Source organism: Fictibacillus sp. NRS-1165, assembly GCF_050468105.1.
Taxonomy (GTDB): domain Bacteria; phylum Bacillota; class Bacilli; order Bacillales; family Fictibacillaceae; genus Fictibacillus_C; species Fictibacillus_C terrinigri.
Genome location: NZ_JBDPNU010000051.1, coordinates 1 through 16,487 on the forward strand (window position 1 = coordinate 1; position 16,487 = coordinate 16,487).

Sequence of the window (16,487 nt, forward strand, 5' to 3'; positions counted from 1 at the left end):
GATCGCTTCCACCGTATGGCTGGCCTTGCATTCCTTGGCCCATCAGATCGCTTCCACCGTATGGCTGGCCTTGCATCGGCATAAACATACCATACGGATTTTGCTGCGAATCTTGTGACAGCATGATCCCTTGCTGCGGCGATCCTTCAAAAGGCTCCTGCATTCCGGATTGAGGCATGCTGCTGTATCCCATTTGACCCGAACCTGGATTGGCCATTTGGGAACCCCCAAGGGGAACTTGCGGATAATATCCCGCTTGCTGACCTTGGCCATGATACGGCATTGCACTGAAAGGCGGCATGCCTGCACCAGCAGTGCCGTATACAGGAGCACTATAGCCCTGAGGCTGTTCAAACATCGGCGGCACTCCTGAATACATTTGGTTCATTACAGAAGAAGATTCTTCACCCAAGAACGGGTGTTTATGCTGTTTCCCCATACCGAATTGGTCTTTTCCATGGCTGAGTCCCGGAGAAAGATAAGCTGGAGGTACATAATTCATAGTTGGTTCTTTATAATGAATCGGCTGATGGTGATGTCCCCATTTCATATGCGATGATGAGGAGGATTCCATATACGCTGCAAAATCTTTATGGGACATTGGTGCCAGCGGCTTTGGTGATTTCATAGGTGATTCCTTGTAATCTTTTTTCGGAAGCAATGGTTGAAACGGCATATCTTTTTTGGGTGGTGCCGGCTTTAAAGGCATAATGGGTTCAGCTTTGAAAGGCATTTTAGGCTCGGCCTTCGGAGCCATTTTCGGTTCAGCTTTTGGCATGATCGGTGCTGCCTTTGGCGGAGCTGGAATAGGTGCAGGTTTTGGCGGCGGCGGGGCTGGAATTGGAATTTGCTGAACTGGTGCAACCGGCATTTCTTTTTTGGGCATTTCTTTTTTGGGCATTTCTTTTTTGGGCATTTCTTTTTTCTTCTGCTGCTCTTTTTTAGAGCCTGGCATCTTAAACGGCATCTTCGCTTTCTCTCCGCGTCCGATCGGCACTTGTTCAGAAGGAATCTTTACTTTTGCTCCTCTTTCCAGATTGCCTGAAGATAAACCGAAATTCGCTCTTTTTAAATCTTCTGATGAAACATGATACTTATCGGCGATTTTTTCGAGAGTATCACCTTTTTGAACGATATGAATTCTCACGTAAACAAAACTCCCTCCTGCCAAATTTCTATACAGTATATGAGTCTCTGGGCATTGTGCTACTACCTATTTCAGTAGTCGGTCTTTTACCAAGTTATGCCCTGGAAATCGGCTGTATGACTTTGACAGGAGGGGGTCTTTTAAGCTCTGGCTAACATTCTCTCTAGAGCTTTGACGGCATTTTCTGTTGTTAACGGGGCCACTGTGATGATGTTTTCAGGATCTCCCTGTGCAATTTTTTCAAGCGCATACGTCAGATGTGGGAGATCGATACGATTCATTGTAAGACATGGACACATGTTTGGATTTAATGAAACAATGCGTTTATCCGGGTTATTTTTTTTCAGACGGTTCACGAGGTTCATTTCCGTCCCGATCGCCCATGCACTGTTCGGCTCAGCATTTTGTATCGCTTGGATAATATAATGTGTAGATCCTGCCATATCCGACTGCTGAACAACTTGATGGCTGCATTCTGGATGAACGATGATTCTCATCTCCGGGTCGCTGTCCCGAAGAGATTGAATGTTTTCCACCGTAAACTTTTCGTGGACAGAACAGTGCCCTTTCCAAAGGATAACCTTTACATCGCTCAGGTCACCTTCAATTTCCAGTTCCCTAGCAATTGCATCCCATACCGCCATCTTCTCTAAAGGAATGCCTAATGCATAAGCGGTGTTCCGGCCTAAATGCTGGTCGGGAAGGAACAGGATTCTTTCTTTTTGTGTAAACGCCCACTGAAGCATGCGTTCCGCATTAGAAGAGGTTACGGTAGCACCGCCGTTCTTGCCGCAGAATGCCTTAATCGCTGCTGTCGAGTTCACATAGGTGAGCGGCAGGATCGTGTCGCCAAATGATGACTGAAGGTGTTCCCAAGCTTTCTCTGTCTGATGAATATCTGCCATATCCGCCATGGAGCAACCAGCCCGCATATCCGGGAGTATGACTTTTTGGCGGTTTTCAGTCAGCATATCCGCCGTCTCGGCCATAAAATGGACTCCGCAGAACACGATGTACTCAGCGTCGCGATTCTTGGCTGACTGCTGGGCAAGCTGAAGGGAATCTCCCGTCGTATCCGCAAATTGGATGACTTCATCTTTTTGATAATGATGGCCGGGAATATAGAGTTTATTACCTAGCTGTTTCTTAACTGATCTGACCCGTTCGAACATATCTTCTTCCGTCATCGTAAAATAGGTTTCAGGAATGCTGGACTTCAGCTTGAACGCTTCCAGTAAGCTCATCTTTTAACCCTCCTGTGATATTTAAACTGATATCTAATGAAATGGCTGAATGAGTAAGCATTCCGAGCGAGATAAAATCGACTCCCGTTCTTCCATAGTGATGAAGAGCGTCAATGGAAATTCCACCAGAAGCCTCCGTGATCACATGCTTTGGAACGTAAGGTCTCCATGCTGATATTTCTTCAGGGGTGCGGTTATCAAACATGATGACGTCGGCTCCCGCTGCTGCCGCTTCCTTTACCTGTTCAAGATTCTCCGTTTCTACTTCGACTTTTACCATGTGTCCAAGCCGTGATTTTACGGCTTTGACTGCTTCTGTAATGCCTCCTGCCCGGGCAATGTGATTGTCTTTGATCATCACCCCGTCATAAAGGCCAAATCGGTGGTTATATCCCCCGCCGCTGCGGACCGCATATTTTTCAAACATACGTAGCCCGGGGGTGGTTTTCCTTGTATCACAAATTTTGGTTGTTTCACTGTTCAAGGCCATTACTGCCTTTTGCGTTAACGTCGCAATGCCTGACATCCTCTGCACTAAGTTTAAGATGACCCTTTCTCCGCTGTAGATAGCAGGTGCCGAGCCACTGACATCTGCAATGATCTGACCTGCCGCAATCTTGTCACCATCTTTTACCTTTGGCACCACTTGACAGTTCTTATCCAGCAGGCGATATCCCTCGGAGATGACCTCCATGCCCGAAAAAACACCCGGTTTTTTAGCGATGAAACGAGCTTCTGTATGCTCATGCTCTGAAAACAGCAATCCACAGGTGATGTCTCCTTCTCCAAGGTCCTCAAGCAAAAATTCCTGCAGCTGTTTTTTCAGCTTCAGCTTGTTCATTCAAATCCTTCTTTCTGTATATTTGTTTTTTTAGCCAGTCATTATCATTTTTTGTCGGATAATCACTTCTGTAATGGCCGCCCCTGCTCTCTGTACGCATTTGCGCAGATGAAATGATCAGCCAGCCGGTCTGCAGCATATTCATCCTTTCAATCTCATCGGGTGTACTGTGATAATCCGGTTTGTCTATAGAAAAACGTCGAAACCAGCGAAGCGCTTTGTCCAGATTCTTCCCTGTACGGACAATTCCTGCATATTGCGTCATCTGCCTCTGAATCTCAATTTTCTCCGGCAATTTTTTCTGCTTTTGTGTTGGAAACTCCCATTCAACCGGGTAGATGGACACCTCATGATCTTTTGATTCCAAGATCCTGGAAGCTGTCCGTTTGGCAAAAACAACACCCTCAAGCAATGAATTGCTCGCGAGTCTGTTGGCGCCATGAACACCGGTTCGGGAAGCCTCTCCTACTGCATATAAGCAGGGGACGGTCGTTTCCCCCCATTGGTTGGTCACCGTTCCCCCCATCGTAAAATGTGCACCAGGCGTAACAGGAATCTTTCCTTCCTTAAGTACAACATCCGCTTTTTTGCATTGGGAAGTTATGGACGGAAACCTGTTTGTGAAGTTTTTCACTTTTGAAACATCAAGAAAAATATCCTCGCCCTTTTGGATAAAGCCAAAAATGGTTCTCGAAACAACATCACGAGGAGCCAGATCACCCAGCTCGTGGACACCGGACATAACAGGAGCTCCTTCAGATGTAACCAGTCTGCCGCCTTCTCCTCTTACCGCTTCTGATACCAGGCCGTAGGAAACGCCCTTTTTAAACAGCATCGTGGGGTGAAATTGTATGAATTCCAGATCGGAAAGTACAGCACCTGCCCGATAGGCGAGTGCGATACTGTCTCCTGAAATGCTCCTGTCGTTAGAATGGACGGAATAAAGGCCAGCCGCCCCGCCGCAAGCAAGAATGACAGTGCTTGCAAAATAGATGGTGATCTCACCTTCTGAATTTTTCGTCCAGGCCCCCGCACATCTTCTCTGTTTGATGATCAGGTCGCCAGCGATTTCGTATTCCTTCATAGTGACATGACCGGCAATCCTTTTATAGAGCGTATCGATGATTCTTGATCCGGTTCTGTCACCGCCGGCGTGGATGATTCTTGAACGGCGATGGCCGCCCTCTCTGCCAAGGGTTAGACTGCCATCCTTGTTCCGGTCAAAGGGAACGTTCCACTCCTCCAGCTGGCGGATCATCTCCGTACCTTCTTTAACCAGGATCTCGCTCAGTGTTTCTTCATTGTGAAAGCTGCCTGCTGTTACAGTATCCATAAAGTGTTCAGCCCAGTGGTCCTCTGTTTCTGTGACCGCTGCGATCCCTCCTTGTGCAAGATATGAATTACTGCTCCGGAAGGAAGACTTTGTGACAATTGTCACATTCTTATGCGAGCGTAAACATTCGGCTGTCATTAATCCAGCGATGCCGGAGCCGATGATGAGAACGTCCGTTGACTCTACGTTCATGACGAAACCCCCGTTCATTTTCTTTACAGGTGTCTTGACACCTATATTTACATAGAATTACACTTATGACAAGAGTTTTTTTGAGAGGGTGTTTATCCAATGATTTATCTTGATTACGCAGCAACAACCCCTATGTCAGAAGAAGCACTGTTTGCTTTTACAGAAACGGCAAGAATATATTATGGAAATCCATCCAGCCTGCACGATGATGGAACTCAGGCAGCCGAGCTCGTTAATCTGGCACGTGCTGAACTGGCCCATATGATCGGAGGACGCTGTGAGGGCCTCTATTTTACAAGCGGCGGTTCAGATGGGAATTTTTTTGCTCTGACAAGCCTGGCTCTTGGAAACAGGGAAAGAGGAAATCATATCATCACTTCCCCTCTTGAACATGGTTCCGTTCAGCAGGCCCTCTCTTTTTTAGAGGAGGACGGATTTGAGATCACTGTACTTCCGGTTGATCCAAACGGCAGAATTAATGTAGACGACCTTCAAAGAGCCATCCGAAAAGAAACCATTCTTGTCACCATTGCCCATGGGAACAGCGAGATCGGCGTTATCCAGCCATTGTCGGAAATCGGGGCTCTCCTTAAGGAGCAAAACATCATTTTTCACAGTGACTGCGTTCAAACGTTTGGAAAGATCCCTCTCCATGCAGGGGAAATGAATATTCGCGCCTTAACGATCTCCGCCCATAAAATTCATGGCCCTAAAGGGGTTGGTGCGGTTTATATTTCTCCGGATTTCTCATGGAAGCCGCTGCTCTCAAACGGCACCCATGAAAGAGGATTCCGCCCCGGAACTGTGAACACGCCGGGAATCGTTTCTTTCATTACGGCCGCAAGCAATCAGGTGAACCATATGGTAGAATGGAATACAAATGTTCAGGAACTTAGGAACTACTTTCTTTCCTTAACGGATGAGGATGAACATCTTATTGTCGAAGGGGACAGCCGTACGACATTGCCTCATTTTCTCGCAATCCGTCTGAAAGGAATTGAAGGACAATATGTCATGCTCGAATTAAACCGCTATAAAATCGCTGTTTCAACAGGTTCCGCATGTAAAGCAGGACAGCAGGAACCTTCAAAAGCACTGCTCGCAATGGGTCGTTCAGCGGATGAAGCTCATGAACTCGTGAGAATTACACTTGGCAAAGAAACAACTAAGGCAGAAATACAAGCATTGACGAAAGCCATTCATGTTCTGACCAAACGATATTATGATCAAACAGGGAGTTGAAACGTATAATGGAGGCTCCAAAAATACCAGGAGACGAAAGAAGAGCCCTTATATTAAAGTGGCTAAAAGAAAGCGTTAGCCCGATTAAAGGCGGTGAACTCGCTCTAAAAACAAACGTCAGCCGGCAGGTGATTGTCGGCGACATCTCGCTGTTAAAAGCAAGAGAGGAACCGATCATCGCTACATCCCAAGGCTATCTCTATTTAAAAGCCGAAGAAAAAGCAGCTCCTCATACTCACCTGATCGTTTCCAACCATTCTCCCGAGCAGACGAAAGATGAACTTTTTACGATCGTTGACCATGGTGTAACGGTCAGGAATGTTATTGTCGAGCATCCGATCTACGGGGATCTGACGGCATCGCTTCTTCTCAGTACCCGAAAGGATGTAGAGGAATTTATCAGTAAACTTTCCTCGACCAATGCGACTTTGCTGAGTACGTTAACAGAAGGAATCCACCTTCACATGCTCGAGGCACCGACAAAAGAACAGCTGGATAGAGCATGCAGGGAACTGGAGGAAAAGGGATATCTGCTTACATGAAAAAGGAGCGCTGCAGCCAGATGTGCAGTGCTCCTTTTTCATTTTTTTAGGCTCCTGTCCCAATTACTTCTACTCGTTCTACCGCTTCCATCCGGTTCAGTGTGGAGAGAAGTTCATTGATCTCACCGCGAAGACCGTTGGTTTCAATCGTGAGTGTAACGTTGGCTCTCCCCTGCAGCGGTATGGTCTGGTTGATGGTGAGCACATTGCAGCCTACGGAAGCTACGATCGTAAGCAGGCTTGATAATGCTCCCGAACGGTCTTCCAGATTGATGGAAAGCGTTATGATTTTTTCTTTGATCATCGTGTGAAAAGGAAATATTCCATCTCTGTACTTATAGAACGCACTTCGGCTGAGTCCCACTTTTTCAGCAGCTTCAGCGACTGTTTTGACCTTGCCTCGGTCGAGCAAGGACTTCGCTTCAAGCGTTTTTTGCATGGATTCCGAAAGAACATCATCCCTTACCATGTAAAATTGCCTTTCCTTCATATGTAACGTAACCTCCAAAACGGGCTTTTTCATAAGTATATCCAATGAGAACGCCATATGTCTATCCCATATAGACAAAAAAATAGACTGCTCTGAAACGCAGCCTATTCGATAAATTCAAATTCATATTTTAAGATTCGAATCGTATCTCCATGTTCCGCTCCCTTTTCACGAAGTGCTTCGTCCACGCCCATCGAACGCATTTGGCGCGCAAATCGTTTAACAGACTCGTCCCGTGTAAAGTCGGTCATTTTGAAGAGTCGTTCGATCTTCGGTCCGTTGATGATAAATGTTCCGGCAGAATCTCTTGTAATGTAAAAACCGGATTCTTCTTTTTCATGGCGGTAGAGCACCCGGTTCTCTTCTTTTTCCTCATGAATCAACGGGAACTCAGGTGTATTTTCCAGAAGGTCAGCCGTTGTATAGAGGACCTCTTTTAATCCTTGTCTTGTAATGGCTGATATCGGATACACTGGAATATCTCCGGAAAGTTTCTGTTTGAACTCTTCAAGATTCTCTTCCGCACCCGGAATATCCATCTTGTTGGCTACCACAATCTGCGGCCGTTCGGTTAGCCTTAAATTGTACTGCTTCAGTTCATCATTAATTTTTATGAAATCCTCATACGGATCTCTTCCTTCCATGCCGGACATATCGATCACATGCAGGATAACCCTCGTGCGTTCAATATGGCGAAGGAATTGGTGCCCGAGACCGACACCTTCATGAGCGCCTTCGATCAAACCCGGCAGGTCAGCCATAACAAAACTTCTTCCATCATCGACCGCTACTACACCCAAGTTTGGAGTAATGGTCGTAAAATGATATTCTGCGATCTTCGGCTTAGCCGCTGAAACCACAGAAAGAAGCGTGGATTTTCCTACGCTCGGGAATCCGACCAGCCCAACGTCCGCTAATACCTTTAATTCCAGAATGACTTCTCTTTCTTCACCGGGTTCGCCGTTTTCCGCCAGTTCAGGCGCAGGATTAGCCGGTGTAGCGAAACGTGTGTTTCCCCGTCCCCCACGTCCGCCTCTGGCAATTACTGCCCGCTGTTCATGATGAACAAGATCGGCCAGGACTTGTCCGGTTTCAGCGTCTGTTACGACTGTGCCAGGTGGTACTTTTACGATCATATCTTCTGAATTTTTGCCATGCATGCCTTTGGACATGCCATGTTCACCGCGTTTGGCTTTAAAATGCTTGTTGAAGCGAAAGTCCATTAACGTACGAAGGCCTTCTTCTACTTCAAAAACAACATTAGCGCCTTTACCGCCGTCTCCACCGGCAGGGCCGCCGTTAGGTACGTATTTTTCACGGCGAAACGCAACCATTCCGTTTCCGCCGTCGCCGGCTTTTACAAATATTTTGACCTGATCCACGAACATGTTTGCTCGCCTCCTTCTATAAGTTCTTTACTGATACAATTGTAAAACAAGATATACTTCATGGGGTTGAATATAGCTTTCGATTACGTCCAATAATTTATGTGCTGCCATCACATCTTGCAGCTCCGATTCAAATTCCTCAGAATTATGTATACTTCCGGTTAACCGAAACATGAAGGCGGAAGGATGCTGCTCGTTTGAAATGGTGAAAACGAGCCTGTTTTCAGCCTGGGGATTAACAGAGCGGTTCATGACGCCAAAAAGAGACTGGCACGCCTCAAGCAGTACCTTCTCCGCCTTCGAAAGGTCTCTAATCTCTCCGGTTACTTTCGCTTCAAGTACAATGGGGTGTTTCAGCCAGTTGAAGGTAATGAGGTATTCCGCCAGTTCAGGAACTTTCAAATTCATGAGGTTTGATTCGTGCCTCGAAGCAAGGATGATTTCCTCAATAATCTCGTTTGCCCGTTCGGCCCGTCCCATAGATAGGTTTGCCTTAATAAGCTGGAGCTGATTGAGCCAGTCATGGCGGGCATGCCTTAATAATTCTAACGTTGACCAATCTTTACCCATATTCGCACTCCTGTTTGAATAGTTAAATTCCATTTCCTCTGCTTCACTGGATTAGACCGAAAAGCCTGTTATGAAATACCCATCTTACAAAAGAAAAAGCTCTAACCAACCCGGTTAGAGCTATCTTCTTACGCTTCGTTTGCGATTGGGTATACACTTACTTGTTTGCGGTCACGTCCAAGACGCTCGAAACGAACAACTCCGTCCACTTTCGCAAAAAGAGTGTCATCTCCGCCGCGTCCAACGTTAGTACCAGGGTAGATCTTAGTACCGCGTTGACGGTAAAGGATAGATCCGCCTGTTACGAGCTGACCGTCCGCTCTCTTAGCACCAAGGCGCTTAGAGATGGAGTCACGACCGTTCTTTGTGCTACCTACTCCCTTTTTGGAAGCAAAGTATTGAAGGTTTAATTTTAGCATTCGTCCCACCTCCTCATTCGGTGTTTTGCAGTCTTTCCAAGCCTATGCCTGTTTTTCCTGCAATGAAATAAATCGACCGTAGTCGTTTTCGATTGTTTTTAAGGAAACAACCATACCTTCCAGAAGAAGCTGTACTTTTTCATGGATATGGCTTTCGAGATGATCTGGAGCATGAAATACCAGGTAGCCTCCATCCTGGCGTGTTTCCACATCAGGTGTAATGCTGCACAGGATTTCCAGCGCATTGATCGCTCCAAAAGAGACGGCTGATGCCCCGGCACAGACAAGATCTTGTCCATAAGGCCCGGAATCGGCATGTCCACTCATTGAAAACGAACGAATATGATGCTGTTCATCTCTATAAATGGTTACCTTGATCATTGGAATTAACCGTTGATTTTATCGATAACTACTTTAGTGTAAGGCTGACGGTGACCTTGTTTACGACGGTAGTTCTTTTTCGCTTTGAACTTGTAAACGATCACTTTTTGTCCGCGGCCATGTTTTTCAACTTTACCTGTTACAGTCACTCCATCAAGCAAAGGAGCTCCTACTTTCAGGCTGTCTCCACCAACCATAAGAACATCCTCAAATGTTACAGTATCGCCAGCTTCCACATCAAGCTTTTCAACATATATCGCTTGACCTTCTTCAACTCTTACTTGTTTACCACCAGTTTGAATAATTGCGTACATCACGTGCACCTCCTTGTAAACTCAGACTCGCCATCACAGGTGCTTGTGTAAGCTTGAAAACCTGTTCCTGAGCGGTTGGAGACGGTGCTCCAATAAACTAACAGAAGAATCATACCATGTTATGATCTGCCGTGTCAATTTATCTTTTTTATTCTTTCTTCAATTTCCCTGGATGGCCCGATATGCCGGATGGCAAAGGATGGCATTGCATCACTTCCGCTCTCCGTAAGATAAATACGATAAGAGAGGTGTGCCTCCAGATGGTGGAGATGCTCACTGTTTACGCCCTTTAATTGGCGGGCGACTTCAGGGGTAGCCTCGATCCACAAGGCTTCATCATCCATATGCCGGTATTCCCGCAGTACGAGCTCCGCTTGGTTGGCAACGGCTCTCACGGACTGGACCCTTCCCGTGGCCTTACAGACAGAACAAGGTTCGGACAGGGCATGGAACAAGGACTGCTTCTCTTTTTTGCGTGTCATTTCAAAAACGCCCATCCGTGTAAAGCCATGCACCACGGTCGTTGTTCCGTCAGAAGCCAAAGCCTCTTTTAAAGCAGCCTCTACCCTCTGCTGATCCTCAGGCTCGCTCATCGTAATAAAATCAATGATGATCATCCCCGCAAGGTTTCGAAGCCGCAGCTGTTTCGCGATCTCTTCTGCCGCTTGAAGGTTCGTTAGAAGAACGGTTTCTCTTCGGCTGGACTTTCCGGTGAATTTATCCGTGTTTACATCGATGACAGACAGGGCTTCGGTTTGATCGATCCGCAATGAACCACCATTTTTCAGCCAGACGTGCGGCCTGAGCGCTTTTTCCCATTGTGCGTCCACTCCGTAATACGAGAAGATATTTTCCTTTCCGCTGTACAGGACAATATTCTTCTGGAGAAGCGGAAAAGGCTTGGCCAGCCAGATCAGTTTCCTGAATTCCGATGCATCATCGATAATAATCTCCGTACCGTTTTCATAGGCGTGATCACGTATGATCTTATTTAAAAATTCTCCCTCATCATGCAAAATACCAGGTGCCGCTGCTTGTTCAGCTCTTGCTGCCAGATGGCGATGCCGTTCTACAAGACCATCGAACTCCGCTTGTATGTCCGCTTCCGATTGCCCTGTGCAAGCCGTGCGGAAAATAACCCCATCTTCGCCTTTCACTAGAGAATGGCCAAACTGACGCCATTTCTCCTTCTCATTCCTGCCCATCTTCTTGGATACACCGATATGGGAGGCATTGGGGAGAAAGACGAGCCGTGAGCCCGGTATGGACAGCATCCCGGTCAGCCTGGCTCCTTTGGTGTCTGTTTCTTCCTTTATAACCTGTACGACCAGTTCCTCCCCTTCTCTCACGAAGGAACTGATCGATGCCGCCTTTTTATCTTCTGGTGCCATATAGGACTGCTGATAGGAGAGCAGATCATCACGATGAATGAAACCATTCTTGACCGCTCCGATGTCCACAAAGGCTGCCTGCATGCCGGGCAGCACTTTTCTTACTCTGCCTTTATAGATGCTGCCGGGTACAGGCTGATCGGAGGAATCATCCACATGCAGTTCTAATGCTTCTCCGTTTTCCATTATTGCTGTTCTTTTGATTTGGGTTAAAGCGTTTATAATAATTTTTTTCACATTTACTGACCTCGCTTACATGACTCATCCTCTTATTCTAACGAAAAAGATGGCCGATTGCACACCTGACCTGATTGGATGAAAAAAACATGCTCAGCACTTGCTTCTCTTCAACGATCCTGCTTCTTCCAGAGATTTGAATAACGATAAAGTGCCGAACCCCCTTTCGAAACAGGCTGATGACGTCATACAGTGCAGCATCTGCCGGGACATGAATGGGTTTTGTAAGGGCACTCGCCGGCTGAACACTTGCTATCCTGGACATTAAAAAACGGAGGAAGACGAACTGCCGCCTTTTCCACTCCATATAGTGGGAGACACCAAGAAAGATGGCAACAAACCATAAGTTTAAATGGAGAGGATCCCGGTGTATAAAGGAAACAAAGAGGATCAGCATGATGGAAAAAGAGGTTAATAAAAATACAGTTTGTGCTTTTTTAAACGGAAAAATGCTGGCAGCTGCAGCAAACATCAGCTTCCCCCCATCCAGCGGCCAAACCGGTAAAAGATTAAAGACTAAAAGAGTTACGTTCATTTTGATAAACCACTCGTAATCACCGGGGTTCCACCAGCCAAGCTGAAAAATGAAAAAAGCAGCCAGCATCAGCCAGAGGTGCTGTACAGGACCCAGCAATGTAACGATCACTTCTTCTCGGAACGGCCGGTTCCCGTGTTCCTCTACCTCAGCCACCCCTCCAAAAGGAAACAGTTCAATTTTTTTCACGCGCCATTGAAAAAGATGGGCCCCCGCATAATGACCCATCTCATGTATAAAAACAGCCAAAAACAGCCATATTATTTCACGGAAATGCCCGGTGATGATCGAAAGTCCGATGATCATCCAGAAGAGAGGATTGATCCTTACTTTGCTTAAAAATTGAAAGACTGTATTATTCAAATCTGATCACCTTGCTCGGATCGATGTACGTATTGCCTTTTTTTAGTGCAAAATAAAACTTTCCTGTCTTCCCGTCCTTATTCGGTGTCACCTTACCCAGCGTTTTTTGGCTTTCCATATAGCTGTATAGCTTTACACTCGGATCAATGCTGTCCAATTCGCCGTACCACGATTCTTCCCCATTGCTATGCTGGATCACAACGGTATTTCCGAGATTTTTCTTTTTCCCGATAAAAATGACGTACCCTTCTTTTACCGTATCCACCTTCGAGGTTTTTCCCGTTTCAAGCATGATGCCTTTTCCATTGGCCTGAAAGGATTCATACACTCTGCCGGATGCAGGCTGTGCATAAGTATCCTTTTTATTCCCGGCGGCGGTATTCTCGGGTGCTGCGGATTGTTTTTCTGGCAATAACGCCAGTGGTTTACCGAACTGATTTTCATACCACTTTTTAGCGGCGGCAAACTGAAATTCGCTATGATACATGTTCTTAATCAAACTCTGCCCTTTTGCAGACAGCTCGCTGTCATTTTTAAACACGATTCCTGCTCCAAGAAAAAGGCACACGGACATCATGATCTGAAACAAAAAGATCGAACCGTTAAACAATGGCCCTTTTTTCTTTTCCCCCATGGAAGCAGAATTCCCCGTATTCAGACTGGTTCTAAACGATTCACTGTCTCCTTGAGCCATTCTGTCAGCATACCTGCGCCTTAAATCATCCGCACTGTTTCTCATCATCCATTCCTCCGCATCATGTTATACCCCATCTTATGACTTGTCCGGAGCCCTTATGACAGAGGAGGGCACTGTCTGTCCCTAAACAACGAAAAAACCTTCACTTCGGGAACAGGCAGATACACTGTCTTCCCTTCAGCGAAGGTTTAATTGGGATGATTTTATCTCATGCCCAGCAATGTTTTAATTTTTGAGAAGAAGCCTTTTTCTTCCTCAATCGTCGTTAAAGGCACGGATTCCCCAAGAATTCGCCTTGCGATATTCCGATAGGCGATGGACGCCCTGCTGTCAGGGTTCATCGCAATCGGTTCACCTTTATTGGCCGCTTTAATGACATTCTCGTCATCGACCACCACGCCGATCAGCTCAATCGCAAGGATGGAAACAATCTCATCCACATCCAGCATGTCTCCACTTTTAGCCAGATGATTCCTGACTCGGTTAACGATCAATTTAGGAGTCTCTACCTCTTCTTGTTCGAGCAGCCCGATAATACGGTCAGCGTCACGAACCGAAGAAATTTCAGGATTGGTCACGACGATGGATTTGTCCGCCCCTGCGACCGCATTCTTAAATCCTTGTTCAATGCCTGCAGGGCAGTCGATGATCACATAATCATAATCCTGCTTTAATTCAGTAATGATTTTCTTCATTTGTTCTGGCTGAACCGAGCTTTTATCCTTCGTCTGCGCAGCAGGAAGAAGGAACAAGCATTCAAACCGTTTATCCTTGATCAGCGCCTGGTGCAGCTTGCAGCGTTCTTCGACAACGTCGACCAGATCATAGATGATCCGATTTTCCAGACCCATTAATACATCCAGATTGCGAAGGCCGATGTCAGTATCCACTAGACATACTTTTTTACCAGAAAGGGCAAGGGACGTACCGATATTTGCAGAAGTCGTAGTTTTACCGACTCCCCCTTTCCCAGAAGTAATGACAATTGCCTCTCCCATGATTCATTCCCCTTTCTTACTATAAACGATTCAAATTGGGCCTGATTCTATGTACAGTACTGATTCGGTCAATCAATATTTGATTTTCTTCATCAGAAATAAAGGCGCATTCCATTTCATGCCCAATTTCCGGATAATGGTCAGGCGCCCGGCTGATCAGATCCGCAATTCTTAGCTGGGTGGGTTTCATGACAGAAGCGGCGATGACCGCTTCACGGTTTCCGGATGAACCTCCGTGGGCGATGCCTTTCAGCGAACCCATCACAAAAATATTGCCCGTTGCCATTATCGTGCCGCCCGGATTTACATCTCCAATCAGCAAAAGATCCCCTTGAGCACTTAACACCTGGCCGGAACGAACCACTTTTGAAACTCGGATGATTTGAGCTTCCCTCTTCATTTCCTCCGCTTCAGCCACCGTGATGACGTTCGATTCAAACCGTTTGATATCCAGGTTTTGCTTCTGGCCGATAATCTCGCGGACAAGCTGCGACTGCTGCTCTGTTAAATACCGGTTGCCCGTTTTGACAATGACTGAAATAAGCGGTCCATTCAGCAACTGTCCATGGTCGTCAGATAATTTATCGTTAAGCTCTTCGACCAGCTGCTCAAATGAGCATAGGTCGTCCAACAACAGGACCAGACCGTCTTTCGTACCTTTTATTGTTACATTATGTTGGAGTTTTTGTGCCATTGCCATCGTTCACCTCAACATACTTTCATTCGACAACTTTTTAAATAATCCTCTTTTTATATGTCCATTAGTTTTCATGGATGGCTTTTCGCACCTTTTTCAGCAGCTTGGCAAACGGATAATAAACGAGGATAGTAAACACAGCGTTTAAAATCAGCGTAGGAAGCAGCCTGTCATAAAAGAAGGAGTCTATATTTGTATCGGCAATACCAATCAGAGAGTTTAATCCATACACCATAAATTCCAGTCCTGCCGCCCCGGCTGCGCTTAACAGTATAGCAACAAAGAAATTGCTGAAAAGATAGCGGGATAGAACAGAAATGAAATAGGCCACCAATGCAGTAGAAAACATATACACACCGATCAGATCCGTGTAGATGAGATCGGTAAGAAGCCCAAAGACCATCCCGTATACAATGCCGTACGATGGTTTAAGATAGCAGGATATAAGGATGATCAGCACGAGAGAAAAATGGGGAATCAGCTGGAAGCCCCAATTATAATGCTCCGGCGCCAGAACCTGCATGATTGTACTTTCGGCAACAAAAGCAATATAGGTAATAAAAGGAAGAAGAATCCTGTTCATTATTCTTCCTCCTTTGCTTTAAATTCGTTTTCGTCGACTTGAGGCATCGAACGATCAAGAATCATCACGTGATCGAGATCATAAAGGTTAGCCGACGGCTTTAAATAAGCGGTCTTTGTCAGCCCGTATTCATCCGGCTTCACTTCCTTGACCGTACCGATCAGCAAACCGCGCGGAAACACCTCGCCAAGGCCTGAAGTAATCACTTTTTGGCCTTTTTTCAGCTTGGCATCCACCGGTATCTTTTTAAACAGCAGCGCTTGTTTTTTGGAATCATAGCCTTCAATCATGCCAAAAATGCGCTTGTTGCTCTCAGCGATAGCGGAGATCCGGTTCGTGCGCTCGTTGTCACTGATCAGCCGGATGGTGGAATGGAAAGCAGATACTTTTGCTACTTTCCCGATGAATCCTTCAGGTGAAACAACAGCCATCTTCGGTTTCACACCGTCTCTGTACCCTTTGTTCACAAAAATAAACTTGTTCCAGCGGTCAGGGGACCGTCCGATGACCGATGCTTCCTTTACTTTGTATTCCGTAAGATCAGCCTCTTTTTCGAGCTGGTTCTTTAATGTTTTGTTTTCCTTCTTCAGTTCCTTCACGTCTACAGATAGCTGTGCGTATTCGTCCAGCTTCGATTTCAGCTGTTTGTTCTCTTGATACATATGCTTCATTTCTGTCAGGTTCTCAAAGAAACCCGCTATGGAGTTAGCGGGTTTATAAAACAGCGACTGGCTTACACCAACCGTATCTTTTAAAAATTGTTCCGGCCAGCTTAATTCTTCCCGATCTTTCATAGAAAAACCGATCATTGCCACCAAGACTATGATACTCGCAAGAAGAATAATTAGCCGCTTGTTTGAGAAAAATTGTGGCACGATCTAAA

The 16,487-nt window shown here is 46.1% G+C and carries 19 protein-coding genes and 1 other annotated feature; of the genes, 2 read left to right on the top strand and 17 right to left on the bottom strand.

Annotated elements, in window-relative coordinates:
* From ABHN01_RS20345 to nadB, 4 genes are all read right to left on the bottom strand, one after another.
* The coding region (locus ABHN01_RS20345; RefSeq protein WP_429877030.1) for a LysM peptidoglycan-binding domain-containing protein at positions 1-1,147 on the bottom strand (1,147 nt) is incomplete at its 3' end.
* Positions 1,148-1,287: 140 nt separating this feature from the next.
* A complete protein-coding gene (nadA, locus tag ABHN01_RS20350; protein WP_429877031.1) occupies positions 1,288-2,391 on the bottom strand; it encodes a quinolinate synthase NadA in 1,104 nt (367 codons plus the stop codon).
* A complete protein-coding gene (nadC, locus tag ABHN01_RS20355) occupies positions 2,348-3,232 on the bottom strand; it encodes a carboxylating nicotinate-nucleotide diphosphorylase (protein WP_429877032.1) in 885 nt (294 codons plus the stop codon). Before nadC ends, nadA begins: the two co-directional genes overlap by 44 nt.
* Positions 3,186-4,757, bottom strand: coding sequence for an L-aspartate oxidase (gene nadB / locus ABHN01_RS20360; protein WP_429877033.1), 1,572 nt, complete (start codon positions 4,755-4,757; stop codon positions 3,186-3,188). Before nadB ends, nadC begins: the two co-directional genes overlap by 47 nt.
* A gap of 99 nt (positions 4,758-4,856) precedes the next feature.
* Here nadB and ABHN01_RS20365 point away from each other — a divergent pair, with 99 nt between their 5' ends.
* A complete protein-coding gene (locus ABHN01_RS20365; RefSeq protein WP_429877034.1) occupies positions 4,857-5,999 on the top strand; it encodes an IscS subfamily cysteine desulfurase in 1,143 nt (380 codons plus the stop codon).
* Positions 6,000-6,004: 5 nt separating this feature from the next.
* Positions 6,005-6,541: a transcription repressor NadR gene (locus ABHN01_RS20370; protein ID WP_429877060.1), complete on the top strand. Its 537-nt coding sequence runs from the start codon at positions 6,005-6,007 to the stop codon at positions 6,539-6,541.
* Between the two features lie 46 nt (positions 6,542-6,587).
* Here the strand turns inward: ABHN01_RS20370 and ABHN01_RS20375 are convergent, their stop codons facing one another.
* The 13 genes from ABHN01_RS20375 to mreC form a co-directional block, all read right to left on the bottom strand.
* A complete protein-coding gene (locus ABHN01_RS20375) occupies positions 6,588-7,031 on the bottom strand; it encodes an ACT domain-containing protein (protein ID WP_290398836.1) in 444 nt (147 codons plus the stop codon).
* A 104-nt stretch (positions 7,032-7,135) separates the two neighbouring features.
* Positions 7,136-8,419 carry a GTPase ObgE gene (obgE, locus tag ABHN01_RS20380; protein WP_290398835.1) on the bottom strand — a complete coding sequence of 428 codons (1,284 nt, stop codon included), beginning with the start codon at positions 8,417-8,419 and terminating at the stop codon, positions 7,136-7,138.
* 27 nt (positions 8,420-8,446) lie between these two features.
* Entirely contained in the window at positions 8,447-8,989 is a 543-nt protein-coding gene (locus ABHN01_RS20385) for a Spo0B C-terminal domain-containing protein (RefSeq protein WP_429877035.1), read from the bottom strand.
* A gap of 128 nt (positions 8,990-9,117) precedes the next feature.
* A complete protein-coding gene (gene rpmA / locus ABHN01_RS20390) occupies positions 9,118-9,408 on the bottom strand; it encodes a 50S ribosomal protein L27 (RefSeq protein ID WP_290398833.1) in 291 nt (96 codons plus the stop codon).
* A gap of 42 nt (positions 9,409-9,450) precedes the next feature.
* Entirely contained in the window at positions 9,451-9,789 is a 339-nt protein-coding gene (locus ABHN01_RS20395) for a ribosomal-processing cysteine protease Prp (protein WP_290398832.1), read from the bottom strand.
* 5 nt (positions 9,790-9,794) lie between these two features.
* Positions 9,795-10,103 carry a 50S ribosomal protein L21 gene (gene rplU, locus ABHN01_RS20400; protein ID WP_090234719.1) on the bottom strand — a complete coding sequence of 103 codons (309 nt, stop codon included), beginning with the start codon at positions 10,101-10,103 and terminating at the stop codon, positions 9,795-9,797.
* 13 nt (positions 10,104-10,116) lie between these two features.
* Positions 10,117-10,190: a sequence feature (ribosomal protein L21 leader region), on the bottom strand.
* Positions 10,191-10,237: 47 nt separating this feature from the next.
* Positions 10,238-11,731 (bottom strand): Rne/Rng family ribonuclease, encoded by a 1,494-nt coding sequence (locus ABHN01_RS20405; protein ID WP_429877036.1) that lies wholly within the window; start codon positions 11,729-11,731, stop codon positions 10,238-10,240.
* A gap of 37 nt (positions 11,732-11,768) precedes the next feature.
* Positions 11,769-12,629 (bottom strand): M50 family metallopeptidase, encoded by an 861-nt coding sequence (locus tag ABHN01_RS20410; protein WP_429877037.1) that lies wholly within the window; start codon positions 12,627-12,629, stop codon positions 11,769-11,771.
* Positions 12,622-13,368 carry a peptidoglycan DD-metalloendopeptidase family protein gene (locus tag ABHN01_RS20415; protein WP_429877038.1) on the bottom strand — a complete coding sequence of 249 codons (747 nt, stop codon included), beginning with the start codon at positions 13,366-13,368 and terminating at the stop codon, positions 12,622-12,624. The genes ABHN01_RS20410 and ABHN01_RS20415 overlap by 8 nt, the downstream gene beginning before the upstream one ends.
* 161 nt (positions 13,369-13,529) lie before the next feature.
* Positions 13,530-14,324: a septum site-determining protein MinD gene (minD, locus tag ABHN01_RS20420; protein WP_290398828.1), complete on the bottom strand. Its 795-nt coding sequence runs from the start codon at positions 14,322-14,324 to the stop codon at positions 13,530-13,532.
* Between the two features lie 19 nt (positions 14,325-14,343).
* On the bottom strand, positions 14,344-15,018 hold the full coding sequence (minC, locus tag ABHN01_RS20425) for a septum site-determining protein MinC (RefSeq protein WP_429877039.1): 675 nt from the start codon (positions 15,016-15,018) through the stop codon (positions 14,344-14,346).
* 67 nt (positions 15,019-15,085) lie between these two features.
* A complete protein-coding gene (mreD, locus tag ABHN01_RS20430; RefSeq protein WP_290398826.1) occupies positions 15,086-15,604 on the bottom strand; it encodes a rod shape-determining protein MreD in 519 nt (172 codons plus the stop codon).
* Complete coding sequence (mreC, locus tag ABHN01_RS20435) at positions 15,604-16,479, bottom strand: rod shape-determining protein MreC (RefSeq protein WP_429877040.1); 876 nt, start codon at positions 16,477-16,479, stop codon at positions 15,604-15,606. The genes mreD and mreC overlap by 1 nt, the downstream gene beginning before the upstream one ends.
* Positions 16,480-16,487 lie beyond the last annotated feature (8 nt).